Consider the following 26,731-nt stretch of genomic DNA (forward strand, 5'->3'; position numbering starts at 1 on the left):
ATTATAGAAAAAAACTATGGCAAGGTGATGCTATGACACTCCAACAACTAAAATATATTATTAAAATCGTCGAATGTGGTTCAATTACCGAAGCCGCCAAACAACTATTTATTACACAGCCTAGTCTTTCAGCGGCTGTTAAAGATCTTGAAAAAGAACTTGGGATAGAAATATTTTACCGCACAGTAAAAGGGATTTCTTTGTCAGATGATGGCGCTGAATTTCTCTCTTATGCACGACAGATCATAGAACAAACGGAACTTATGGAACAGCGATATATGGGAAAAAAACCTTCGAAAAAACTTTGCTCAATATCTACCCAACATTATGCTTTTGCTGTCAACGCATTTGTTGAATTGCTTTTGGAATTGGATATTGATGAATATGAATTTACCCTTCGTGAGACAAGAACGTACGAAATTATTGAAGATGTGAAAAATCTACGAAGTGAGCTCGGAATTATATATTTAAGTAATTTTAATGAGAAAGTCCTTAATAAAATACTAAAGGAGAACCATTTGGTATTTAATCTTCTTTTTGAAGCTGATCCTCACGTTTTTATCAGCTCGAAGCATCCTCTCGCCAAGAATGAAACAGTTACTCTGGAAGACTTAAATAATTACCCGTTTCTTGCTTTCGAACAAGGAACCTATAATTCTTTTTATTTTTCAGAAGAACTCCTTAGTACTATTCCCAGAAAGAAAACAATTTATGTCAGCGACCGTGCCACTCTTTTCAACTTACTGATAGGGTTAAACGGATACACCATCTGCTCAGGTGTTTTGAGCAGGGATCTCAACGGGAATAATATTATTTCCGTGCCACTTATAACAGATGAACGAATGCGTATTGGCTGGATTGCAAACGAAAAGACTCATCTCAGTCCATTGGCCATTGAGTATATTTCAAAATTAAAAAAGTGGATTTGCGAATATGGATATAGTATAGAGTCAATATAAATGCCTCTGCTTCCAATTAAGCAGAGGCATCATTCATGCAACAAGCAACGTATTTATTGCTTCATATATTCTATGAGCAATGTATGGATTGTTCATTGTGTATAGGTGTATTCCATCGACTCCCTGTGCTATCAAATCAATTATCTGGTCAACAGCATAGGCAATTCCAGCATCTCTTAAGGCTTCCGGATTGTTCTCATATCTATTCATAATAGCGAGGAATTTTTTAGGGAGGTTTACTCTGCAAAGGGCAACTATTCTTTCAATCTGCTTCTTGTTCACAACGGGCATAATACCCGCCTCAATAGGAATGTTGATACCTGCAATAGCAGCCCGTTCCATGAATGAATAGAAATAATTATTATCAAAGAACAACTGTGTTATCAGTTGATTTGCGCCTGCATCCACTTTGCGTTTTAGATTGCGGATATCATCAATTATTGAAGGACTTTCAAAATGGCCTTCCGGATAACAAGCTGCTATTATATTAAAATCTCCATGTTCTTTTATAAATGAAATCAAGTCGCTAGCAAATTTAAAATCATTCTTCGGACTAAAACTAGGATTAACATCCCCTCTCAGTGCGAGAATATTTTCAATTCCAGCAGTTCTTAAGTCTTCCAGCATTTTTAGCACTTCACCTTTTGTATGGTTTATGGAAGGAAGATGGGCAACACTTTCGATACCATAATTATTTTTAATGGCAGAGGCTATTTTAAATGTATCGGTGTTGCTCTCGCTTCCTCCTGCACTATATGTCACGCTAATAAAATCTGGGTTAAGGCCTTTCAACTTTTCAATCGTATCATAAATTATACTGACAGAGTCTATTCTTCTAGGAGGAAATACTTCAAATGAAAAAACCTTTTTCATTCGAAATAATTCACATATTTTCATACTGACAAACTCCTTCTAATTTCTTTTGCTGCAATAACCAAATTTTCAAGACTGGCAACAGTTTCTGTTTTTCCCCTTGTTTTAAGCCCGCAGTCAGGATTAACCCACAGCTTCTCCTTAGGTATTTTTTCAAGCATTTTAATCAGTGCTTTCTTAATTTCCTGAATGCCAGGAATTCTTGGTGAATGGATATCATAAACACCAGGTCCTACTTGCGTCTTAAATCCACATTCACTTAGTGTGTCAACGATACTCAAATCTGAACGTGCTGCTTCAAAAGTAATTACATCTGCGTCCATATTCTCGATATCCTTTATAATATCCGCGAATTCACTGTAACACATATGAGTGTGTATTTGTGTTTCAGGTTTTACGCCGCTATGAACAAGCCTGAAAGCAGGGATTGCCCAATCAAGATATTCGCTGTGCCAATCGCTTTTTCTCAGAGGCAGTTTTTCCCTAAGAGCAGCTTCGTCAATTTGAATAATTTTTATCCCGTTTGCTTCAAGCTCAAGAACTTCATCCTTAATAGCAAGAGCAATCTGGAATGCACAATCCTTCAATGAAATGTCTTCCCGGGGAAAGGACCAGTTTAAAATTGTTACCGGACCGGTTAGCATCCCTTTTACGCATTTTGATGTAAGTGACTGTGCATACAAAGAATAATCAACAGTTATTGGTTTTGAGCGGGAAATATCGCCCCATATTATGGGAGGTTTCACACATCTTGTACCATAAGACTGTACCCACCCCTTTTCCGTGATCAAAAACCCATCAAGGTTTTCACCAAAATACTCAACCATGTCGTTTCGTTCAAATTCCCCATGAACCAGCACGTCAAGACCTATTTTTTCTTGCAAGGCAATCCATTCAGCAATTTTTCCTTTGATAAACGTTACATATTGTTCAAATGTAATCTTCCCTTTTTTATAATTGGAACGGTTCTCTTTCACTTCTGCTGTCTGTGGAAGCGAACCAATTGTAGTTGTGGGAAGTAGTGGTAAACTGAATACTGCTTTTTGGATTTTTTCGCGTTCTCCAGAATCAGGATACCGGATAAAATCATCTTTTGATAGCCCGGAAACAGCTGACTGAACAGCTGTATTTTCTTCACAATTCCTTGGTAAATTAAAAAGCTTTTGATTATCAACATATTCCTCCGTTGAAGCAGGATCGCTGCATGATAGTATTTTTTTCAGTTCTGACAATTCCGTTAACTTTTCCTCAGCAAAAGCAAGATGTTTTTTATACTCCTGAAAAAGGCTGCTCTCATTTTTTAGAGTATATGGGACATGAATAAGAGAACAAGATGTACTTAATACAATCTCATTGCAGTATTCACCCAATTCTCTGATCAAATTCACAGTATTAGAATAGTTGTTTCTCCAAATGTTCTTTCCATTGACAACGCCTGCAAAAAGCGTTTTATTCTCCGAAAATCCGAAACTCTTCACAAGTTCCAATGTCTTTTTTCCTTCGACAAAATCAAGACCGATTCCGTCAAACGGCATAGTAACAACTTTATTATAACAATCTCTTATATCACCAAAATAAGTTTGCAAAAGCACCTTCGTATTTTTCTTTTCTGAAAGAATTCTCTCGTAAATTTTGCTAAAAAGAACTATATCCTCTTCAGATAAATCCATACAAAGAGCTGGCTCGTCAAACTGAACCCACCCGGCACCCAAAACACTAAATTTATTCAGAATATCTGAATATGCACGAGCAATATCAGCTATAGAATCCTCAACCGTTCTTTTACCTGTAAATTTAACAAGCTTTAAAAAGGTGAAAGCTCCAATAATAGCACTCTTTGTTTCAATTCCGCAATTTTTTGCTTCCACATACTCATCAAATGGCTTTGACCCTACAAGTAAAACTTCGGTATCGTCATCAATTTCAGGCACTATATAATGGTAATTTGTATTAAACCATTTTTTCATGGGCAAAGCCTTTACATCACCCTTATCTCCCTGATAGCCTCTCGCCATAGCAAAATACTCGTCTAAGGCATCCAATTTGAGTTGTCTGTATCGATTTGGGACGATATTCAATAAAACAGCAGTATCCAATAGATTATCATAAAATGAGAAATCATTTGAAGTTATAAAATCAATTCCGTTGTTTTTTTGAACTTTCCAATTTTCTTCTCTCAACTTAGAGGCTATAGCCTGCAGTTCTTCTTTCGTCAGTTCTTTTTTTAAATATTTCTCTACCGCAAATTTTAACTCTCTTAAAGTTCCAATTCTTGGGTAACCTATAACAGATGTTTTCATAACTCTCTTCCTTTCATCTTAGTCTACTTAAAAAATACTATCACAAAAATCGTAGTCATAAGTAATATCTAATATTTATTCTTAGTCATAGTTTACAACTATGGATGCACATTAATTTCTAACCCAGACTTGAACTCCACCACTAACCTGTCATCATATACCGTTGCTTTTTCAACTAGTTTTCTAACCAGTTTATCATCGAACTCCGTAATATCACCGTTTTGCGTGTTAAGAAAGTCCGTCATCTCAGCTATCCGATCCCGCTTATCTTGACGGAGAGCGTTTCTTGAAAGGGTTTCTTGCTTTAAATCCCGTAGTCGGTAAATCTCATTGACAATATTATTGTATTCTTCCTTTAAATTTGCCTTTTGGATCAACTCGGTTTGGAGTTCTTCCAGCCTTTTATCAATATCTGCTGTGCTCTCATCCAAATCCTCGCTTAATACGGTTTCAATATTCTTTTTCAGTATAGCCAGAAAAGAGTTTTTTCCGCTGACCGCTACATTGATGGCCTCTACAATTTTCTCTTTAAGCGTATCTTCAAGTATAGTGGAAGCGGTACAAAACAAACCGGTGTTTTCCAATCTGCTGACGCATCTCCATACGATTGATTTCTTTCCTCGGTTATTCCAATGAACCCTGCGGAATATCTCATGACACCGTTTGAAACTGCGATTTTTCGCGCGTGACCCCCCGCCCGTTTCCGGGGTAAAAAGCGGTAGAGATTTAGACCCCCCTACCCTATAAACTGCAGAAAATCTCAAAAGTTAAGCAGTTCTTTGAATTTTATGAGATTTTTTGCATCTATTTTAAGCCGTTTTTCGGCATTGTTTTCAAACGAGGTATTTGCCCCTATTAAAAAAGAAGTGAGTGTTTTTATTTACTTGTCAGTCAAGCGAACAATCTGACAATTGACCGTCATTCTGTCCAATAAAGTCTGGCAAAGGTGCTTGTCTTCAACTGCATCTATCCATGCTGACAGTTCACGATTGGTTATAAAAATAATGCTTCTGGTTTCATTAAGAAAGGTAACTGCCCGGTAGAAAACCTGCAGTTCTGCCCTGGTTGGTTCCACATAAAAGACATCATCAATAATAATTAAGTCACATTCCTGCATATAAGAAAAGATCGCTTCTGCTTTTGGATTTGTGGCTTTCTTTTCTGCCACTGCGATAAAATTATCAAAAGGCGCATAATAGGTTTTATATCCATTGCTGATTGCAGTTTCTCCAAGCTGCGCTGCAAGACCACTCTTACCCGTCCCGCATTTTCCCAGCAGGATTAAGTTTTGCTCTTCCTTAAGCCATGTCAGGTTGGATAACTGTTTAATCTGCCATTTTAAGCCCTTGTTTGAATTCGATGCGTCAAATGCTTTGTTTGGAAGCTTACTTGCCTTCCTCAGCTTGGTGTGTTTTTGTCTGGCCCTAATCTCCAATTCTTTTTCTAACACCATCTTAAGATAGTCAAGGTTTGATAGTTTCTCATCATTCAAATCAATGTATCCCCTTGCGATATTCCAAAGGTTGAGCTTTTGGGCCAATTCACGGATTTCTGTTATATCAGCCATCGATTTCCCTCCTTATTTCTTTACTCCTCGCCAAATGATTAAAATACTGCTGATTCGGCAAAAACTTCTTAGCTATATGCTCTCCGTACTGATACATGAGATAAGCCAAAAGCTCATAGGCACTGCAGCGTTCAGTATCAATGCAGTATTCTATTCCATCAAGCAATTGTCCAATTGTATAAAACTTCGTCATCCGGTTTATTCGAATACAATGGGAATTAAAATATTTTGGTTGCTGTAACTCCATAAGCCGAATGAATTCCTGAGCTATTTCGTATTCTGCAAAATATTGTTTTATGATGGTTAAAGAAACCCTGTCTCTGCTGTAATTTTCTTCTGGTTTGAACAATTGCCCGGTATCTTCTGTGACTGGATATTTAGCCAATAAATCATTTGTTTCAGCGTCATAGAACAAAAGCATTTCACCATCATCTTCAATGCGAATGCGTTTATGAGCATCCATCATACCTGTATTAATCAGATAACGGTTGCCTTTATAATTTACAACTCCATCCTTATCAAAGGAGGCAACAGTGCTTGATACTTCGGAATAAGGTTTGACATGGAGCAGGTATTTTTGCTCTTCCATGAACATTTCACGCGGCACTTTTCTGGTCACAGTATGTATTCGCCCGTTGCCTTCCCTATCTAACCATGCAAGGGCAGCACTGTTAAGGCTATCAATTCCGGTGTATATCCTGCCCTCAAGAAAACTTTGCTTTATGTATCCAATCACCTCTTCAACCTTGCCTTTACTTTGAGGATCTCTTGGTCTACATAGCGAAACACTGTAACCTATACGCCTAACATATTCTTCAAATGTGGGTACGAATATGATATTCCCCAGATTTTCACTGACTACATAGACACGGTCAAGGTCATAAAGAATAGTCTGTGTACTTCCTCCAAAATATTGGAATGCATAGTTATGAGCTTTAATGGCAGTTTTGGTTGTAAAGGGATCCGGTGAAAAATAAACAAATTTCATTCTGCTATAACTCAGAACCATGCAAAAGAAATATATTCGTACAATTCGCCCGTACATGTCCTTAAGTTTGTATTGACCAAAATCCGCCTGCGCTTCATATCCCGGTGGAGAAATTTCACGGGGTGAGGTTTTACGTTTACTGGCATGCGGATAACCGTGCTGTTCCCTTAAGGCTTTCATATAGCGGTAGAATGTAGCTCGTTTAACTTGTAGATCAGGGAAGGCCTCCACCAATTTGAGATAGATGTTTGTATCCCTCATTTGTGGACAAATTTTCAAATGTTCCAGTATGTACTGACGATAGTTATCCATGTGGTACCTTTCATTTTCAGCTTCCCTTACATAATCTTCTTCGCTCATAATCCAGTATTTACTGACAGAAGAATAGGTTATCCCCAGTGCTTTTGCGGTTTTTGTCTGAGCAAGTCCAAGTGCTTTGTACTCCTGGATTTTTCGGTATTGTTCAATGCCGATCATTTTGATTTCCTCCTTTGGTTTTGTTATAAAATCTATGCCTTTAGCAGTGCAATCATAGGCATCAACTCCTTTTCCGGATTGATAAATCAAATTTACCATATATAAAAACACCCGTATGGGTGTTTTTAGAAAAAGGCAAATTATATTCTTCATTATTGTAATTTCATAAAATACAATATGTCTTCCACAGATTTGCTAGGTTAAACTGATAAATTCCATATCGTTTCGTCGCCACAAATATTACGGATCTTTAGCCTCAAAGGTTTTTTCTCACATTTGATGGTCCCATCCCAAAAATTTTTAGTCTTGGTTCCATTTACAATAACATATCCAAGCTTGTCAATTTTAATCTCGCTGTCACTGTGCCAAACTCCGTCCTGATTAGTACAGTCAAGAGAAATATACTCAATTAATTCAAGTCCAGTTTCGCTAATCAAAATAGGGGTAAACTTTTTCTTGCTAGGCACAACATTTTCACCGTCTTCATTGTAATCTTCGTAATCATCATCTTCTATGTCTTCATCATCGGATGTAATTAATGTATTTGCATATCCTTTCTGGTTATACTCATCGATTTTTCGGCTAACCCTGTCACTTTGAAAATTAGTAATTTCAACTATATACTCCGGAATGAGCGACTCCTGTACTTTTGAAACTTTAAACTCAGCATAATCTTCAAATACCGCATCGTCAAGTATGTCCTTCAAATCTCGCAATTCAATTTCAATAATGACATCTTCTTCATCATCAATAAATTTTTGAATTTCCTCTAAATTATCGACATCAACATAATAAATAATTGCTTTCTTTACATTAGATGGAAGGTCAGGAATAGCCTCATGCATAATGCGGAACATCATTGCTTTGTCAAGCAATTTAGAACTGCTGTCCATTAAGTTTGGTATATATACGGGTACCAGACCCAGCTTACTGTCAGATATAGCTCCTGCCCAGAAGTCACCTAGACTTTTTTCATTCTTAAGTCCGGGTATTAATTTTTTTATCTTCTCCATTGTTTGGGTTGGGTTTCTATATAAAGATACTCCGTCCTTAATTTCATAAATATCAAACTCAGCTTTGTCTGCTATAAGCCTGTCACGGGTTGTCTGGATAGAATTAATGCCGATATCGCAATGAATAAAGCGACGACCAAGCTTATTTGCAACCGCTGCAGTAACTCCGCTGCCACCAAAAAAGTCAGCAACAAGCATACCTTCATTAGTAGAAGCTTCTATTATTCTTCTTAATAATTCTTCTGGTTTCTGAGTCGGATAATCCATATATTCATTACTAGTAGACTTAGTTACTGATGTTTGTCCTATAGTCCAAACATCATCTGCCTTTTTTTCTGTAAACTCTTCATATATCAAAGTCCCATCATCGTTACGTGCAGAAACCAATTTTCCCAACTCTTTTGACCATATTCGTTTATCTCTCTTAACTGGCTTATCAAGTGGAATTATAACTTTATTAGAAATATATGTTTCGTTTTTACTATACCAAAATATGTTATTATGGTTTGTTGCAAAACCTTTTACATTACCTTGGAAATTATCCGGATAATACCATATTATTTCGTTAATCAGCTTATCTTCTCCAAAAATCTCATCCATCAATATTTTCACATAATGCCCTATATGCCAATCTAAATGTACAAATATTGATGCCGTTTCGCTCATAACGCTTTTAATTGCCATGAGGTTTTCATACATCCAATTGAGATAATCTTCTTTACGCCATATATCACCGTACATTTTTTCTTCAAAAGTTTTAAGCTCTTCTATGTCCAGTTCCTTTCCTGCTTGGGCTATCACTTCCGCAACTTTAGGATTACGACGTATATATACCTTTTTAGCATAATCAGCTCCACTTGCAAAAGGAGGGTCTATGTATATAAGGTCTACTTCAATTCCTTGTTCCTTCAGATATGCACAAGCTGATATACATTCCCCGCGAATTAACATATTACCGTTCGGGTTTTTACCGACAGTTTCAACTTTTTTCAGTTCATACAAAGGCATTCCTCGTTCAAGTCTTCTCTTAACATCTCCTGCGCCTTTATATTTTAGCATTCTTTTAAAATTATCCAATATAGCTTGTCCTTCGACAGGATCAGGATAATATGGAACATATTTAATTGCCATTTACATTTCCTCCTCGAAAAAATCTTCAATTGCGCTTACTGTTTTTATTATGAGCTCGGATTCAGTCAAACTATCTTCTAAATACAGGTACTTAAACTTCGGATACCCGGCTTTATTTTGATTGATTTCTATAAACTCTTTTTCAACAAAGGTTCTCTTTAACTGAAAGATCTCGTCTTTAGCATATAAACTTCCTTTGGTTTCAACAATTATTGCTTTATAAATTTTCCCATTCTTACGTTTGATAATTAGAAAATCAGGTGTATACGTACCAATATATCGTTTACGCCCACTGCTTCCTTTATAACAGCGAATTTTGAATTCAGTCAGCGAGTTGTCCCCGTTATAATATATTTCGAGATTTCGTTTTTTTGCTGCAGCTAATGCAAGTACCTGCTTTAATAAAAGCCTTTCAAAATTACTATCCAGCCTATAAGGAAGATAGTGGAAAGAGCGGTCTTTTTCAGGGTGAGACATATATTTCGATTTTAGTTGTTTAAGAATATCCCAATTTTCGGTTTCCTCAGCAAGCTTCATCATTTCCATAGCCTTTTTATCAGGTTTTAGCTGCCCTTTGTCTTCTAGAATAATTTTCTCCGTTATATCCTGCGGTGGATAATAGCTTTCCGGTTCAGAATTATTCACTGGTGATGTCAGGCTTTCAATTTTTAGAAGGCGGGCATCCTGTGGGATAACCTCCTCTGTGGTTCGCAAATCACGCTTTTCATAAAATAGCTTGCGTATATTTTGATTAATTATCTTAATGTTAAAAACTGAACTGAAATATCTAACACCATTTTTCAACAATGTGATCTCATTAAAAATCTGGCGCAAAAACTCATCATGTTGCCTCAATATCGAAACTGGCAGCATACCAAAACTTTCCTTGCTAATATCATATAACCATCGGTTATAATTTACAGGTTCAGTCTCCATTGCTTTTTTTACATCCATTCCCAGAAGTCTTTGTTCAAAATCCTGAATTTTTACTATGGAGGCTTGTTTACTTTCTGGAGTAATAACATCCGATAATTTCGGGTTCAAAATTTGGGGTTTTCCCTTAATAATGCAATCATAATGTACTCTGAGCTGATAATAGTCTATTTTCGGGAGTTTTAAATAATCCATCCGGCTGTAACGCTTAATCTCTTTATCAGCTTTATTTGCACCTTTTTCAAATTCTCTAATCGAGATATTATGCTTCTTCTCAAGCTGCATGTTAAGTTTTTCGGCATTGTATTGATTAAGCCAAATCAGTGCCGATTCATGTTTGCCTTTTTCAACCTGACGCAAACATCTGCAGGAAGTCTGCAACACCATGTTAGTGGGACAATCGCCTTTTTGCGACAAGATAACCCCAGTTAAGCTACGGCAGTCCCAGCCTTCCTTTCCTATGTGCACAAGAAGTATTATGCGTTTTTTTGAAAATGGCATATCCAACGCTTCAAATTCAAGCTTGCTTTCGGCAGATATGGGATGCTTCTTATTCCCCTTATGATACTTTAATATAGTCTCTTTGGGATCCATCCCGTATTCTTCCACAATCTTTGCTACACAAGGGTAAACTTCTTCTTCCAGATAATCAATTGCACTTTTGTGCTTTCCTTTACCGCAGTATATCGCTAATTTGGATGTCAAATCTCCCGCGTAAGTCTTATCCTTATAAGTGTTCAAAAAATCCCTTACTCCATCTTCAATAATTTGAAGACTATCTTCTTGATTTGAAATTTTAACCACAGGACGCTTTAAGAAATTATCAATCCCTTGAATTAGCGGGTAATAATATACCGTATTGGCAATTTCTATACTTTTTATATTCAAAGTTTTCGTTATTTCAACAGGATATGCCTTATCTAAATACGGTGTACCCGAAAATCCAATAACAGAATTGATCGTATTGTTCTTTTCCATCCAATCGTTTACTACTGCTCTCAACTTAATCTCATCTGTTGAAGCGTGATGCACCTCATCAATAAAAATCGCCATATTTGGAATTTTCCCAATCAGATTTCTAAGTTCATTAGCCTGCCTGTCCTTTTCATCCTCGCTATCCTCAAATAAACTTAATTGTCCATCCCTGACTTCAACGCGGTCTAAGATTACTTTCTCAGCGTTGGTTATGGCAACCAAACCTATTAATTGATCAAAAGGCTGATAGGCGGCAATTTTCTGTACATTTGGATTTCTTGTTTTATTACTTCTTTTTTCCGCTTTATTTTGATCAAGAATCTCAAATTTAATGATTCTCTTAATGTCACTGGCAGCAGGATCGGGAAGAATCCATAGAGGATCGAATTTTTTAATAGTTTTTAAGCTGGGCACTACAGAACTTTTTAGGCCTGATGGTGCAAATATAATAAAATTGTGAGCAAATGCATTATTATCGGGCTCGTTTACAGCAAAATACAAATCCAAATATATAAAAGCTGCCATTAAATAAGTTTTGCCAGCTCCCATAGGCAGACTAAAAAGGTAATCTGTGTATGACACATTGTAAAAGATTTTTTTAAATATATCCACAAAATCTATATTATCAATTTCATTTATTATTGCCTTTTCCAACTTTTCTGAAACTTGTTCATCTTTCTCATTTTTCAAGGTAGAATACTCATACAAAGCTAGCGCTGCCGGATTGTTTTGCAATTTCTCTCTTAATGAAGCTTTAACTTCTAAATCATCAACATTTAAATTGTTAAAATAGCCTCTGGAGAATAATTCCCACAGTGGTTTATTTTCGCAAGCTATCTTTAAATACAAATAAGTTTTAATTGCATCAATTTGTACGTCGCGCATTTCACCTTTATTAACTATGTAGGATATCAATTCATCAATGGTACACTCTGAAGAAGAGTACCACATATCTCTTTTTCTCTGAATCATCTTATAAAACATTATCGTTTTCTCACCTCAGTTTTTCCTTTAATTTCCTTCTACGCCTCGCATCTTCAGGCTTTTCCGCATCCTTTGGTATAGCCCACGCCCAACCCAAACGAACAGCGCCCTTAATACGCCCCTGTTCGCATAAAACTTGAACTCTGCGTGGGGATATATTCCATTTTTCAGCTGCTTGTTTTGTCGTTAAGTAATCCATTATGAATACCTCGCAGAACACAAAATTCCAATTTTTATTATATGCGAAAAAACGAACAATTTCAACATATTACAACTATATACATAATAAATAAAGTCTTTTCAGAAAATGAGTATACCTGCATTAAATGTACATCCATCCTGTCTCCTCAACCCCTATGAAAAAAGGCCGTTATCTATTCTGTCAACTCAACCCTGCTAATTTTGGAGTTCAAATTTTACCTCAAAAATAATCGTCGATATGTTCCCATGTACGTATTTTGAACCTTTAGGTTGAGTAGACAACTTGGATGTGCTTCCGAAAACCCAGTAAAATCAAGGCTTACAGCCGCGACATCAATACTACGCACTCCACATGGGTCGAGTTGATGGAATTGATGTCTGCGGGCCATTTTTTATAGCATTTGTACGTGGGAACATGTCAATGAGTTTTCGGTACATTTTTGAAAAACCACCGTTCGCGGGAACATGTCAACGTTTATTGCATAACAATTAATCTTGCTAGAATTTCCAGTTTGTTAAAACAGAATTAAGTTCATCAAACCTGTAGTTACCATAACACATATAAAGCTAGTCGTTTATAGTCCAGTTCAGAGTAGCGGATGAAGACAATATTCGTTATATAAACAGTCCTGTTGTATCTCAAGATATTGCTTTATCTTATCCAAATCGTTTATGGAACCTATTAAAAAAGTTAAGTCACTCTTAGTACACGCACATGGGTATATCTTTTTAGTATTAGTTACATATAATAGATGCGTCCCCGCTTGACATTTTATCGCTTGTGGTGCCGGGCGGCAAGCAATTTCCTCTGGAAATCCAGAGATCGTAACACAACCAGAGTATTTATCAATGTTGTCAATTATCCTTTTGATAACAGCATTTTGCTCATCAAAGGGCAAGCCAACTGTTTCCCAATTTATTACTGCAGCGCCAGCCTTAACTATACGCAATAAGCGCACTTGTTTTACTCCTAGATTAAGAGTATTTGTTATTATTTTATCCAATTCTAGATAGTTGTAACGATTTATAACTAAATGTACTTTAACATCTATTTTTTTATCAATAAGATTATGAATGGACTGTATAGTAGCCCAATAGGAACCACTCCTATTTGTTATCAGATCGTGCTTCTCAGAGTCACAATGGTATAAGGAAACATAACAATCATCAAGCCCCACCATTTTTAGCTTTTCTGCGAACTCTTCATCAATTGATGTCGTGTCTTTTAGAATTCCACAGGTATAAACTCCCACATTAACATCGGTAGAAATACTCTTTACAAGTTTTATTAATGTTGTAAGATTAGGGTTTGCTAACGGCTCACCACCAGTGAAGTATATATGTAAAGGGACATTAAATAGCTGAAAGAAGTTCATCAATTCTTCTTCCGAAAACGGATTTGATGCTGAATGACGCATTGATAGTGAGGAGCAATGAAGGCAATCTAAATAACACTTGTTCTCTATTTCGATTTGAATTTCATATTCTTTTTCCATGTTACATATCCTTTTCTTTCATCTCGAAGTTTAAAAATCTACGTTTGTTTTTATCTACCTTTTCAAGGAATTGCTTTTCAATGTCTATATCAAGTTGATAAGCAAGTTTTAATACATAAATAAATATATCTGCTATCTCTTCACTTAGCTGAGGCTTTATATCATTAAGACTGTAATCACCCCTTAGAACTTTTTTAACTAGGTTAGTAGCTTCACCAAACTCTCCTACAAGGCAAAGAAGTAAATACTCTAGAGTTGCTATATTCTCATCATCTATTTTTTGTGCCCAATCAAACTTTCCTCTATGCTTAGAATCAAACTGCTTTTGTATATCAATTAACTGATTAATATTCATAAATATCACCTTCTCTTAACATTTCAATTATTTTATTAAATTGCTCATTTACTTGACTTTCTATTTGATGTATTAAAGTATAGTTCGAGGTTTTTTCTCGTTCTGACTTCAACTTTTCCATTATGTCAAGAATTGACTTAGCTTGCTGAAGTATTTCTGTCTTAATAGTGCGTCGCTTATTTATCGCTTGTAATGCTTTAAAAAAGCTGGTCATTCCTTTGTTTTCTATAACAGTCTCATTAAGATCCCTTTTCTCCTCAAGTAAATGTACTATACTCTTGAGATCTTCCTTTAAGAGTAATACTATTTCAGACTCATCAATTCTATCAATTTCGGCACGTTTAAAGCAACCAAAAGTTTCTTTATACTGTGCTTTAAAAGCAAATATATTTATATTAATCCTTTCAATAGAACGAATCTCATCCGCAATTTGCTTGCACATAAGATATATTTCACATAAGTTAATTTTTAAAAAATGTCTGACCTCCAGAGCTCTTAAGTATAGAGTGGCTAAAAGATGGGTTCTATCTTCAGCTAAAAAACCAAACTGAACCAAATCGAAAGATGGTAAGAATCCATCTCCACTTTTTACAACCATCTCAAAATTGATTAATGGAATAATTGCTCTGCTGCTTGTAGCTTTGCTTTTAAGTTCTTTAATTATAAAATCTATTGCAGTTATATTATTATATTTCATATATTGCCCATGATTGTAATAGAGACTTTCTGGAACTTGCTCTGTATCTTGCCACATCTTTGCTGTATTAATATCCTCATGAAAAATCCGTTCTATTTCATCATTAAATTCCTTAAACGACATATTTATATTTAGGTGAAAATTAGGAATAACCCCAGTGTTTTTAGCATCTGATACAATTTCATAATATAGTTTTTCTATGTTTGAACCTTTATATAAGGAATTATCCCGAGTATACACACTACGTGAGACATATTGATCCAGATCACTTCTATAGAAATAATTTAATACTTTTTGTATTCCTGAAGGAGTAACAGTAACTAAATTAGCTTGATTATTTATATTAGGTATATCTTTTAAAAAGGGGCCTACCCCAATTACACGGCATTTATTACCAATTGTTATATCTTTATAGCCATGTGTATGCCCATGTAACACACCAATTATCTCTTTTTTTTCTATTTCATCAAACAGTTTGTATGCATTTCTTATGGGTGCTATATCCGTATCACTTTCACTTAGAAAAGTATGATGAGTAACAAGCAGTGTGGGTTTTTGAAGTTCTATCATCCTGAGCGCCTCAAAATCTAGTAAACCGTATTTACAATTTCCGTGATGTACAGAATTTGCCAAAAGCAAATCGACATCGTCATATTCTTTTCGTAATAAGGTATAGGTGTGATCATAGCTACTATCAAAATTTTTAACAAAGTTATTATAGTGCTCTAAAGTGCATTTTGTGTCTGGGCATTTCTCTGGAATAGGATGTGAGTATGGACAATTACATAAATCATGATTGCCAGGAGTAAACTCAAAAGTAGGGTTAAACTCTTCGAAAATTTCTTTCATGTAATAAAGTATATCAGAAGCTTTCTTGTATAGTTTCGCATTGCCTTTATCTACAATATCACCAAGAATACATAAAACAGTTTGATCAACGTTGGTAAGTGTTTCTTTTAAAGCAATATATAATTTCCTAATTTTATCTTTTATTAAATCTAAATTTGAGTCTTCAGTTATATGCATGTCAGAAATCTGTATAATTTGCATATATATCACCTTTTTATGAAAATTTTTATTTCCAATAACACAAATAGTAATTTTAATGTACTTTAATACCTCTTCACAAATATTTGGCAAAATAGAATTTATCTTGCTTACCATACTGGGTCTTATATATATAGTACCATACAAAACGATTCAATAAAACCATATTTTTCTAGTATGATAAACCCTCTCTCATTCCAGTTGTGTGTAACTTTGTAATCTATTCCTATTATTCGATCTTTATTTTTGTATAAATAAATCCTGTCTCCTCAACTCTTACAGAAATTGTGATTTATCTATCCTGTCAACTCAACCCTACCAATTTTTGAGCTCAAAATTCACCTCAAAAATACTCTCTCGATATATTCCCGTGTACGCATTTTTGCCCTTTAGGTCGAGTAGACAACTTGGATGTAATTCCGGAAAGCTAGTAAAATAAAGGCTTACAGCCTTGACATCAATACTACACACTCCACATGCTGTGTCCAGGGAAACATGTCCACCGGCTGCACTTTTTCTACCTTAAATCCCCCTTCACTTAAGTATCTCAAATCCCTTGCAAGGGTTGACGGATTGCACGACACATATACAATCCTAGAGGGCTTCATTTTTACCAGCGTCTCAAGAAGATTTTCATCACATCCCTTTCTTGGAGGGTCCACTACAACCACATCTGCCTTTATACCCATCCCCGGCAAAACCTTCTCCACCTCACCTAAAATAAATTCCACATTGCCAATGCCGTTGATACGGGCATTTTCCTTTGCATCCTCTATTGCCTCTTCCACAACTTCAATCCCGTAAACCTTCTTTGCCTTTCGGGATAAAAACAGTGATATCGTGCCAATGCCGCAGTAAAGGTCAAAAACAACTTCATTTTGGGTCAGCCCTGCATATTCAAGGACTTTATTGTACAAAACTTCCGTTTGAACAGGGTTTACCTGGAAAAAAGAGTTGGGGGATATATTAAATTTATACTTTCCTATATAATCTGTAATGCTGCCTTTCCCGTAAATAACAATATTTTTATTCCCTAAAATAACATTTGTCTTTTCCCTGTTTACATTTACAACAATGCTCTTTATTTCTGGAACTTCACTTATTAAAGCATCAATCAGTACGTCTTTTTTAGGCAAGTTCTCCCCGTTTAAAACCAAAACCACCATCACTTCCCCGGTTTTAAATCCTACCCTGGTCATAACGTGGCGTACCAGGCCTTTACCCGTGGTTTCATCATACACACTCACATTATTTTCTATAATATACTTTTTAACAATTGTCTTTACTTTATCTGCTAACTTATGCTGGATTCCACATGCCTGCCCCTCAATGATATCATGGGACCTCTTGGCATAAAAGCCTATCTGTACTTCACCCTTTTTCATTCCCACCGGGTACTGGGCTTTGTTTCTATATCTAAAAGGCTCCTCCATAGAAATTATATCGTATACTTCTACGTCTTCAAGCTTCCCTATCCTCTTTAAATTTTCCCTTACAAGATTTTCCTTAAATCTTAGTCCTGCTTCACTACTCATGTGCTGTAGACCGCATCCGCCGCATCTTTTATACACTTCACAAAAAGGCACAACCCTGTCAGGTGAAGGGGTTATTATTTTCATCAGCTTCCCTATCCCATAACTTTTATACAGCTTTATAATTTTAATTTCCACTTCTTCATTCTCAATTGCCCCGTCTACAAATACAGTAAAATTATATATTCTCCCAACACCCAGACCGTCATGAGTTATCCCGTTTATTTTTACAGTATGAATTTCATTTTTCTTTATCGGTATCAAAGTTCTCTTCACCTTTTCCCACTTATATTTAATGTATTTTTATTATTAATGTATTTTTTTCCTACATCCAATCAGGGTTCCACACCATAAACAAGCTTCCCTGAAACATACACCGTTATTTTGTTCCAATCTGTATAATCTGATGCATTTGCATTAAAGGAATAATGGTTTGACTGGTTGTAATTTGACCAGTCCTCCTTTGCAAATCTTACCTGCACCTCCACACTTTCATTTGGTGCAAGTGTTCCTGCCCCGCTGGCAAATGATATTTCAAGATAAGTGTCCGCACCGTTTTTAGCTGAAGGTAGTTTGACAAAATTCCCTATAACATTTGAACTCCCCGCACTGCTCCAGTCGCACCAGAAGTTTTGGGACTTCCCTCCGTCATTTATATAGTAATACCTGATCTTTACATCTGAAAGATTTAGCGCCTTGTTATCTTTATTTGTTATCCTGAACCTTGGGATTATGCTATTTGATGCAGACTCCCTGTTTAAATTTGAATATTCCACCATTACAACACCCCTACTAGCTGCGGCACTGCCACTTTGCCCCCCCGGTGTTGAAACCGCCTTTGGTGTTGCTGTTGAATCCCCTTTTGGACCAGTTGATGATGTCCCTTTTGGGGTGGCTGCCGGAGCTGCTGTTGAACCTCCTTTTGAAGTAGCTGCCGGGGTAGTTGCAGCCGCTGTTGCAGTTGTTGTTGAAGCAGCCTTTGGACTTACCGTAGCTTTAGGTGCAGCTGTAGATTTTGGAGTGGTTGAATGCTCAGTACTTTGGGAAGTAGATGCCTTTGACGAAGCATTGGCACTTGCTCCCCCTGGTTCACTTCCAAATACAAGCACTCCATTGTCATACACAGGCATGTACCGGGTTTTTACAACCGAACCTGGAGTAATCCCATTATAGGAGTAGTCCTTCTCAGGGCTTCTCTCTACACCGTCCGGAGCCGCAATTCTAAACTGTACTTCTTTTTTATAGGCTGACTGCCCGCCAGGGTAAATTTTTGTTCCCGTAAAGTCTACAACCACATAGTAGATATCCCCGCTGTAGTGCTTAACTTCTGAAACTTTTGCCCCCTGATTGTAGCTTGAACTTACAGTTAAGTCCCCGGCGCTGCCACCTGCTTTTATAAAATCCCCTAAATCCATAAAGTATTTAAAAGATAAGTTTTCACATATCCTTGCCGGCCAGCCGGTTTTGTTATTCAATATTGCCTTTATTTCTATAAAATTATCCCCTGAAGCATTTATACCTGCTTCCACATATATCTCGTCCTCTGTAACTTCCTCTATACCACTAAAATTTGGATCAGGACTTCCCCCGTACATCTTGTACATCTTGGCCATAAGCCCTACAAAGCCTGCATTGTAGTCACAAGCCACCTCATTGCATACATAGTCGCTGATATCATCTGTGTAGTTGTCCGATGAATCAGGTCCTCCCACAAGTGCTCCGTAAAGGACATGCCTGTGCTTTTCCGGTATGCTTTGACTGTCCGCCCAGGAACCGTGCGCCGTCCTGTGGTGAGGGCTCTGGGGCGGGTTTTCACCAAATCCCACAACAAAACTTCTTCCCGTGCTTCCAAGGGCATAATCTGCCTGGCTTTGGGCAAACTCCAAATAAGTTTTTGCTTTTTCCTTATCACAGCCTTCCCAGTCTGAGTATACACACGCCAAAAATGCCGTTGTAGTTGAATACCTTAATGCTCCCCACTGGTCAAGCCATGCAAGACCTTTTGGGGTGTATGTAATTCTTTCACCATTATATCCTGTTGTCCACCAGTCCAAATGCCGTTCAATGGACTCCTTGTATTCTGATTCCCCTCCCTTAATTCTGGCTAAAAGAAGGTATGTCCCATATGTTACATCATCCCAGCAATGTGCCCACTTATATTTTGGGGTTGTAGTCTGGGGCTCGTACCCCCATTCTTTAGAATAACTTTCTGCTTTGGCAAGGTACGAAGAATCATTGGTGGCAAGGTACAGCCATGTAGCAGCCCAGGAAAGCTCATCATAAAAACCGCTCCAGGAGTCATAAAACCCGTTGGCTTTTGTATATCCTTCATCGCTTTTTGTAGAATCTGCAAATTCAAATAATTCCTTTGCATGCTTCAGGCACTCCCTGGAATAGCTGCTGTCCACATCTTTAAACACTATTGACGCCACCGCCAATGCCGCTGAAGTTTCAGCTGCAACAGTGGAACCCGGATTATTTTTATCAACTTTATAGGAAGGCCTTTCCATTGTCATAGCTTCAGCAGGTCCCCACCATGCATGATCCAAATGACCGTCTCCTACCTGGTAGTAATATACATCAGGTTCCGGATGGCATTTAATAAAATAATCTGTAGCCCACCTGATGTTGTTTAATATATGGTTGTACTGACCGCTCTGTTTGAATGCATCTTCATATTCATAAACCGCCCAGCCAAGCATAGCTGCTGTATAGGACATGGGCAGGTTGAATTTTACATGGTCGCCGGCATCGTACCAGCCACCGGTTAAATCCAGTCCTGCATCCTTTCCGTCATCAAGTCCCGAATCCCCCCTCCAGTTTAAGCGGAGTGTGGATGGATCGAGCTTCCCGGACCTTTGGGCTTCATAAAAGAAAATAGCTTTCTGCAGTGCTTCCCCGTAATTAAAATTCCCCGTTGCAGGCGGCTGTTTTGGGATTTCTTCCTGGGGAAGGTATGCAAAACCGCTTCCTGCCTTTGCATCCCCTGAGTCTGCAGCCTTTCTGCCATTATCTCCTAAAATTGAAGTCCCGGTTTTATTATAGCCCGCTGTCTCTTTTTCCGTTTTATTTGCAGAGGAATTTTCCCATGCTCTCAGAGCAGAGGCTATAATAACAAAAAATATTAAAAACCCGGCTATGGTAATAACATCTTTTCTTTTGTTTATTGTATTTTTTCCCTTATTTAGAATATGTCTCCCTTTGCCTGTAAACTTATTTGCAAACTTCTCCATGTACTTATTAAACATGCTTTATTCTGCCTCCCGTACCGCATAATTTACATAAAAACCATCCTTTTATACAAGGTTATTATAACATAAAAATTCCCTTTTGAATGCTTTTAAACTTTCTAAAAAATGCTTTTAAATTACTAAAAAACTACTTAGCCTTTGTGTGACTAAGTAGTTTTTTAAAATTAGAGACAGGGGGGAATTTACTGCCCTTTATAATTTAAAATGAATCAATAATCTCTAGTATATACCTTTGTAAAATTACACAGTCCATTGTATCAATTACCCCGTCAAAGTTAACATCTGCCCTTTCCTTCTTTTCACCGGTAAGTTTTTCAATTTCAAGTATATGCCTTCCTAGTAATGAATAGTCAAGGGTATTAATTTCCCCATCCTTATTAACATCCCCCACATCTTTCGGAGGCTGGGTCGGTGTCGGCACCGGAGAGTCAGAAGAAGGTTCACCGTATACAATTCCCCTTCCGTTGGTCGCCACAAAAACCCTGCCATAAACCCTTAAGTCTCCTGTGATGGCATAGTTTATTGAACCATACTGGTGCTGGTCGTCATTAATTCTCACCCAGTTCTTGCCCATGTTGTCTGAACGGTAAACTGCATAAAACCCGTCCACTTCACCGGTAATATAAACAGCCAGGTAATCTTCCCCGTCTTTAGCTTTACCAAAGCCCACCACATCACATCTTGTAACACCATCTACTTTCTTTATTGTTTTACCGCCGTCTGTTGTGTATGAAAGTCCTGTATAAGGTCCGGGAATCCACACATGCCCTTCTTTTCCGGGAACTGCTTTTATTTTTGCAGAATAAGCTTCTAAATTTTCACTGACAACTTCAAAAGTCTGACCTCCGTCTTTACTTACATAGAAAGTATGCTCCGCATATGCATAAAACACTTTTGGGTTAACCCTGTCTGAAGCAACATATGCACCTTTTGGAAGTGTATCAACGGCTTTCCAGCCACCGTTTACATAGCATATAACCCCCTGGCTGGTATCCGGTGACCATACAAATGTGGAACCGTCTGCCGATACTGCCACAACTCCTCCCTGAACAATATCATCAGGATTGTTTGCAGGGAATGTATAACTGACATTTGGCTGTACTTCCGACCATGTTTTGCCTCCGTCTTTAGAAATACCCACAGTCTTTTTAATATCTTCATACCGTTCTTTATCGGCAGTACCCACCCTTACGATAATTTCAGGGTTAAGCTCCGCATAGTCCAAACCAGTGGTGTTTATAAAAGTAGGATTTGTCATCATAATACCCGGAAGTTTTGTTATGTCCTTGTGTACAAAACCACAGATGTCACCTACGCCGCTTATAAGTTCCACGCCGTCAACAGGCGGGCAAATGAGGCTCAGTACCGCTGTCTCCTCAATTCCCGTTCCCATAACTTCAATATTTACAAATTTACCTTTGTCCCAGTCAGTCAAATTCCGTGTACCGTAAATGGTAGCACCTGTTACATACATCATTTCATCGGAATTGAAAGGATTTATCTCAATGTCCCCTATCATCCAGCCCAGTTTTGGTGAAGGATTGTCCATTATATCCATTCCTGTTATAAGACCGCCTTTGGCAGCATTTATCTCCTTTCCCCATGACAGCCAGGGTGCCTTTGAAATGTCCATAGTGTATTTTAAATTTCTGGACGGCCATGATTCGCCAAACTCCCAAATTGAATCCCAGGTTTCACCTCCGTCGGTGGAGCGGTAAATGTTATCGTCAGGCCACCAGGATTCAAGGGTTGATACCACAATGGTATCAGGATTTTGGGCATCCACACTTAAACCTGCAAACCCATACCAGTTTTCATACTTTGGCGAACCATCCCAATTATAACCTGAAGGAGGTGTTATGTCCGTCCACTCCCCTGTATTTGTGTCATATTTATAAACTGCACCGTCTTCACATTGATAAGGACCACCCCTGTCACCATATGTAATGTATAAAATCCCCTTGCTGTTTATAACTGCATGATGAGGTATTCCGATTGTCAGTGCATCCGGATTATGCCTTGTAAAAGTATCTTCCGTAGGCTGGCCTTCTACAGGCTTCCACGTCTTGCCTCCGTCACGGCTCACATATAGCGGGTTTTCCTTGTCAGCAACACCCACATAAATATCCTGGGTTGGCTTTCCTTTAGTACCTTTCCATCCGTCAAAAACCACAAAGCATAGCCCTAAATTGTCAGATGTATATGAATAATTGGGGTCTTCTACGTAGTTCCCCACATTTGGAAAGTTCTCAACCTTTGACCATGTTTTCCCATAGTCTTCACTTTTCCACAAACCGTTGCCGCTTCTTGCCGCAAAGTACAATATATTATTGCAATTAGGGTCAATGGCTAAACGCTCGCCAACTGAACGCCCCGGCATATTGCCTCCGAATTTAAAGGGCAGTTCTGTCCTTTCCCATGTCTTACCGTAGTCCTCTGAGCGGAGTATATACCCGTTCATGTTTGTCCACTCATTTGTATATGTACCGGCTGCAACATAAACCCTGTTTGGCTCAACAGGGTCTGTAGCCAAACTTTCAACACCCAATAAATTCCACTCATCCGGATGTACCCAGTCCATAAGAGGCTCCCATTCTAACGTCTCTTTGTTCCTTATATACGCACCGCCTATGTCGGTACGGGCATACACAAGACCTTCTTCTGTAGGATTGTAAATAATACCGCAAACAAATCCTCCACCGCCGCCAATTACAACATTATCCCACTTGTACGGCACACTGCTGACTCCTTCCACAGGATAAGCAGGTGTAAAAAGGGAAATGCTTGCAAAAACAATTAACAAGAGAAAAATTTTGATTTTTTTAATACCCATCAAAAACAACCCCCTACATTTTTTAATAATCTTTTTTTACTTGTTGTTATGTGTTTGCTTTATGTTTATATATACATTCGGGTGCAACGCTATTTTTGATGGGTATATTATTTATGGGTAAATTGATTGTGGGTATTTTATTTATAAATACACCTTTTTAGGTATGATATATAAAAGATTCATTATATATCAGCAAATAGATATATCTTTATAAGATATCTTTTATGAATACCAAATAGGCAAAGTATTTTTAGATTTCATAACCGTTCTGTAATGCCTGAAGCCTCCTGTCAGCACCCTGACATTTTTAAAACCTTTCTGCTTTAATATTTTTGATGCAATATAAGCCCTGAGCCCAACCTGACAGCTAATTATAATTTCCTTATCACGTGGAAGCTCCTCAAATCTTTCCCTTATTTCACCCAAGGGTATATTTACAGAACCTTGAATAAACCCAAAGCTTCTTTCATAAGGCTCCGTTACGTCTAAAATTATGGTTTTATCCAAGTCTGCCTGTTCAATATCATACCAATGGGCAACATCCATATTCCCCTCTAATACATTGCTTGCCACATAACCTGCCATGTTCACAGGATCTTTTGCAGAAGAATAAGGCGGGGCATATGCCAGTTCCAGTTCTGTCAAATCAAACACCTTTTTATTAAACCTGATGGATGCTGCTACAACATCTATGCGCTTGTCAACCCCTTTAAAGCCTACAATCTGACAGCCGTAAATATCCCCTTCCGGAGAGTATATAAGTTTTACAGTCATAGGCAAAGCCCCCGGATAATATCCTGCATGGGAGTTTGTTATGGTTACAGTGGAAAGGTGCTTTATACCTTTAGCTTCTAAAACTTTCTCATTATTTCCCGTGCAACCAACCGTCAAATCAAATATTTTGGCTATTGCTGTCCCTTGGGTACCTTTATATTTTACTTTCTTCCCAACAATATTATCTGCAGCAATCCTGCCCTGCTTGTTGGCTGGACCTGCAAGGGGTATAATGGCTGCATCTTTTGTTATGAAATCTTCCACTTCTATTGCATCCCCAACGGCATAAATATCAGGATCTGAGGTCCTTAAGTATGAATCAACCTTTATGCCGCCCCTGCTGCCAAGCTCAATTCCGCTGTCTTTGATAAAAGCAATATCAGGCCTTACACCAATAGCTATAATAACAATATCCGCTTTGAGCTTCCTGCCGCTTTCAAGTAAAATTTCCGTTTCATTTTCACTGTGGTTAAATTCTTTTACCCCGTCTCCTAAATACAGAGGAATTTTTTTAGAAATTAAATATTCATGGACTATTGCTGCCATATCATAATCAATTGTGTTTAAAACCTGATTTGATTTTTCAATAATTGATACTTCCATCCCTAAATTATAGAGATTTTCTACCATCTCAAGTCCTATATAACCTGCCCCCACCACGGCGGCTCTTTTAGGTGAGTTGTTTTCTATATACTCTTTTATGGCATCCACATTGTTCATATTCCGGAGTGTAAAAATGTTTTTGGCATCAATGCCTTTAATATCTGGCTTTATAGGTTCTGCCCCCGGGGATAAAACCAAAACATCATAATTTTCTTCGTATATTTTGCCACTTTTTAAATCCTTTACAACAATGCGTTTTTCTTCTCTTTTTATTTTTATAACTTCATTTTGCGTCCTAACATCAATATTAAACATGGATTTCATTCTTTCAGGAGTTTGCACAAGAAGCATTCTTCTTTCGGTAATTGTACCGCCTATATAATAAGGGAGACCGCAATTGGCAAATGAAATGTACTCTCCCCGTTCAAATATAATAATCTCCGCATCTTCATCCATTCTTCTGAGTCTTGCTGCGGTGCTAGCTCCTCCTGCAACCCCGCCTACTATCAATACCTTTTTTCCCATATTCATAACCCCTTTTTATATTTCTGTTAAATCCAAAGTATAATTACCCAAAAAATATGCCCCTTAATCACAAAAAGCAAAAACCCCTAAAAAGGGGTTTTAGAAAATATCAGCACATAGGGTTTAAAATTCTATAATTATATTTTTGAAAAATCAAATAAATCCGCAAATTCCTCCAACATCTTATCCGTAATGCCCTTTTGTGTTCCTGAAAGAAGGTTTATGGTAACATATGAATCCGGCAAATCCGCAATAACCAATGCTTTATTTTCACTAAGTGCCAGTGAAACTTTTACACCGCTTTTTGTTGTATACTCCCACTCCCTGTACGAATTTGCATCGCCTATATTAAGATAAGTGTCTGAAAAAGTGCCCTTTACATAGTTTCCAAACTGATAGCCCATTTGTGTACCATCTTTTAACACCGCTTCCCCGTCAAAGTGAAAAGTGCTGTCGTTGTAAACATAGCCGCCTAGAACTATGTTGTTATTCTTGATAAAGTCGCCAGTACCTGCTTCTTTTATTAATTCCTCCCCGCTGCTAATAAATGTCCTGGATTCATGGAGTTTAAGTTCGTATTTGTTAATAATTTCCTCCAGTTTATCCGCCATTTCCTGCGTGTAAACTAAATACATAGGGTATTTTTCTATAAATTCATTGGAGCTGTTGCCTATTTTAGCTAAAATACTGCCGTCAGCATCGTACTCACTGCAAAATAAATTCCATTCCACACTGGCTTTATACTCATTGCTGTCAGGGTACCCCTGCAGTGCAATAAAGTCAGCTTCCCCCTCAACAGTTGATTCCAGCACATCTTTATTTTCTGAATCTTCCTGGCTTTCAAAATCATCTTCTGTATAAGCAGTTTTTATGCCAGAATTTTTGAAAACCAAATCCTTCACACCATTCCAGCGGACAGCTAACGTACTAATGCCAATAGTGGCTACAACAGCTGCAGCAGCAGCTATACTTACAATTTTCTTGACATTCATGGTTTTTTGACCTCCTGTTTTTTCTTTGCTTCTTTCTTTGATTCTTTCTTTGATTTTTTCAATAAACTGATGGGGCATTACAGTGTCAGCATCCCTGCCTCCCTGTGTTTTAAATAATTTGTCTGATATTTCATCTGCCTTTTCAATATCACCAATAAGGATGGCCCTTTCCAGTTCTTTTTTTAATTTAGAAATATAATCCATATAAAACCACCTCCATCTTTC

16 protein-coding genes and 1 pseudogene are annotated in these 26,731 nt (G+C 37.5%); 1 reads left to right on the plus strand and 16 read right to left on the minus strand.

Annotation, left to right across the window (positions count from 1 at the left end; genetic code table 11):
* The first annotated feature begins 32 nt into the window (after window positions 1–32).
* Window positions 33–959, plus strand: coding sequence for a LysR family transcriptional regulator (locus tag HVS_RS13740; RefSeq protein ID WP_101303234.1), 927 nt, complete (start codon window positions 33–35; stop codon window positions 957–959).
* A gap of 33 nt (window positions 960–992) precedes the next feature.
* Here the strand turns inward: HVS_RS13740 and metF are convergent, their stop codons facing one another.
* The 16 genes and pseudogenes from metF to HVS_RS13820 all read right to left on the minus strand — a co-directional run bounded on the left by metF (window position 993) and on the right by HVS_RS13820 (window position 26,710).
* On the minus strand, window positions 993–1,856 hold the full coding sequence (gene metF / locus HVS_RS13745; protein WP_101303237.1) for a methylenetetrahydrofolate reductase [NAD(P)H]: 864 nt from the start codon (window positions 1,854–1,856) through the stop codon (window positions 993–995).
* Window positions 1,853–4,132 (minus strand): 5-methyltetrahydropteroyltriglutamate--homocysteine S-methyltransferase, encoded by a 2,280-nt coding sequence (metE, locus tag HVS_RS13750; RefSeq protein ID WP_101303239.1) that lies wholly within the window; start codon window positions 4,130–4,132, stop codon window positions 1,853–1,855. Before metE ends, metF begins: the two co-directional genes overlap by 4 nt.
* Window positions 4,133–4,230: 98 nt before the next feature.
* Window positions 4,231–4,794: pseudogene (locus tag HVS_RS13755) on the minus strand (recombinase family protein); the annotation flags it as partial.
* A gap of 218 nt (window positions 4,795–5,012) precedes the next feature.
* Window positions 5,013–5,699, minus strand: coding sequence for an ATP-binding protein (locus HVS_RS13760; RefSeq protein WP_101303243.1), 687 nt, complete (start codon window positions 5,697–5,699; stop codon window positions 5,013–5,015).
* Window positions 5,692–7,317: an IS21 family transposase gene (gene istA, locus HVS_RS13765; protein ID WP_242971585.1), complete on the minus strand. Its 1,626-nt coding sequence runs from the start codon at window positions 7,315–7,317 to the stop codon at window positions 5,692–5,694. Before istA ends, HVS_RS13760 begins: the two co-directional genes overlap by 8 nt.
* A gap of 47 nt (window positions 7,318–7,364) precedes the next feature.
* Entirely contained in the window at window positions 7,365–9,308 is a 1,944-nt protein-coding gene (locus HVS_RS13770) for a DNA-methyltransferase (protein ID WP_101303245.1), read from the minus strand.
* Entirely contained in the window at window positions 9,309–12,200 is a 2,892-nt protein-coding gene (locus HVS_RS13775) for a DEAD/DEAH box helicase family protein (protein ID WP_101303247.1), read from the minus strand.
* A 10-nt stretch (window positions 12,201–12,210) separates the two neighbouring features.
* A complete protein-coding gene (locus tag HVS_RS13780) occupies window positions 12,211–12,399 on the minus strand; it encodes a helix-turn-helix domain-containing protein (protein WP_023062560.1) in 189 nt (62 codons plus the stop codon).
* Window positions 12,400–12,988: 589 nt separating this feature from the next.
* A complete protein-coding gene (locus tag HVS_RS13785) occupies window positions 12,989–13,897 on the minus strand; it encodes a radical SAM protein (RefSeq protein WP_101303249.1) in 909 nt (302 codons plus the stop codon).
* Window position 13,898: 1 nt separating this feature from the next.
* Entirely contained in the window at window positions 13,899–14,252 is a 354-nt protein-coding gene (locus HVS_RS13790) for a MazG nucleotide pyrophosphohydrolase domain-containing protein (RefSeq protein ID WP_101303251.1), read from the minus strand.
* Window positions 14,242–16,113 carry a metallophosphoesterase family protein gene (locus HVS_RS13795; protein ID WP_101303253.1) on the minus strand — a complete coding sequence of 624 codons (1,872 nt, stop codon included), beginning with the start codon at window positions 16,111–16,113 and terminating at the stop codon, window positions 14,242–14,244. Before HVS_RS13795 ends, HVS_RS13790 begins: the two co-directional genes overlap by 11 nt.
* 326 nt (window positions 16,114–16,439) lie before the next feature.
* Window positions 16,440–17,804 carry a 23S rRNA (uracil(1939)-C(5))-methyltransferase RlmD gene (gene rlmD / locus HVS_RS13800; protein ID WP_423230870.1) on the minus strand — a complete coding sequence of 455 codons (1,365 nt, stop codon included), beginning with the start codon at window positions 17,802–17,804 and terminating at the stop codon, window positions 16,440–16,442.
* Window positions 17,805–17,863: 59 nt separating this feature from the next.
* On the minus strand, window positions 17,864–20,761 hold the full coding sequence (locus HVS_RS13805; RefSeq protein ID WP_423230884.1) for a glycoside hydrolase family 9 protein: 2,898 nt from the start codon (window positions 20,759–20,761) through the stop codon (window positions 17,864–17,866).
* 217 nt (window positions 20,762–20,978) lie between these two features.
* Window positions 20,979–23,612: a dockerin type I domain-containing protein gene (locus tag HVS_RS13810; RefSeq protein WP_101303255.1), complete on the minus strand. Its 2,634-nt coding sequence runs from the start codon at window positions 23,610–23,612 to the stop codon at window positions 20,979–20,981.
* A 222-nt stretch (window positions 23,613–23,834) separates the two neighbouring features.
* Complete coding sequence (locus tag HVS_RS13815; protein WP_101303257.1) at window positions 23,835–25,514, minus strand: FAD-dependent oxidoreductase; 1,680 nt, start codon at window positions 25,512–25,514, stop codon at window positions 23,835–23,837.
* A gap of 137 nt (window positions 25,515–25,651) precedes the next feature.
* Window positions 25,652–26,710, minus strand: a complete 1,059-nt coding sequence (locus HVS_RS13820; protein ID WP_101303259.1) for a hypothetical protein — start codon at window positions 26,708–26,710, stop codon at window positions 25,652–25,654.
* Between the last annotated feature and the right edge of the window lie 21 nt (window positions 26,711–26,731).

It is taken from the genome of Acetivibrio saccincola (assembly GCF_002844395.1).
Classification (GTDB): Bacteria; Bacillota; Clostridia; order Acetivibrionales; family Acetivibrionaceae; genus Herbivorax; species Herbivorax saccincola.

Bases quoted from the DNA above. Each gene is read 5' to 3' on its own strand.
- istA (WP_242971585.1), bottom strand. From the start codon at position 7,317: ATGAAGAATATAATTTGCCTTTTTCTAAAAACACCCATACGGGTGTTT.
- HVS_RS13805 (WP_423230884.1), bottom strand. From the start codon at position 20,761: ATGGAGAAGTTTGCAAATAAGTTTACAGGCAAAGGGAGACATATTCTA.
- metF (WP_101303237.1), bottom strand. From the start codon at position 1,856: ATGAAAATATGTGAATTATTTCGAATGAAAAAGGTTTTTTCATTTGAA.
- HVS_RS13760 (WP_101303243.1), bottom strand. From the start codon at position 5,699: ATGGCTGATATAACAGAAATCCGTGAATTGGCCCAAAAGCTCAACCTT.
- metE (WP_101303239.1), bottom strand. From the start codon at position 4,132: ATGAAAACATCTGTTATAGGTTACCCAAGAATTGGAACTTTAAGAGAG.
- HVS_RS13795 (WP_101303253.1), bottom strand. From the start codon at position 16,113: ATGGTAAGCAAGATAAATTCTATTTTGCCAAATATTTGTGAAGAGGTA.
- HVS_RS13820 (WP_101303259.1), bottom strand. From the start codon at position 26,710: ATGGATTATATTTCTAAATTAAAAAAAGAACTGGAAAGGGCCATCCTT.
- HVS_RS13810 (WP_101303255.1), bottom strand. From the start codon at position 23,612: ATGGGTATTAAAAAAATCAAAATTTTTCTCTTGTTAATTGTTTTTGCA.
- HVS_RS13790 (WP_101303251.1), bottom strand. From the start codon at position 14,252: ATGAATATTAATCAGTTAATTGATATACAAAAGCAGTTTGATTCTAAG.
- HVS_RS13815 (WP_101303257.1), bottom strand. From the start codon at position 25,514: ATGGGAAAAAAGGTATTGATAGTAGGCGGGGTTGCAGGAGGAGCTAGC.
- HVS_RS13775 (WP_101303247.1), bottom strand. From the start codon at position 12,200: ATGTTTTATAAGATGATTCAGAGAAAAAGAGATATGTGGTACTCTTCT.
- HVS_RS13785 (WP_101303249.1), bottom strand. From the start codon at position 13,897: ATGGAAAAAGAATATGAAATTCAAATCGAAATAGAGAACAAGTGTTAT.
- HVS_RS13780 (WP_023062560.1), bottom strand. From the start codon at position 12,399: ATGGATTACTTAACGACAAAACAAGCAGCTGAAAAATGGAATATATCC.
- HVS_RS13740 (WP_101303234.1), top strand. From the start codon at position 33: ATGACACTCCAACAACTAAAATATATTATTAAAATCGTCGAATGTGGT.
- HVS_RS13770 (WP_101303245.1), bottom strand. From the start codon at position 9,308: ATGGCAATTAAATATGTTCCATATTATCCTGATCCTGTCGAAGGACAA.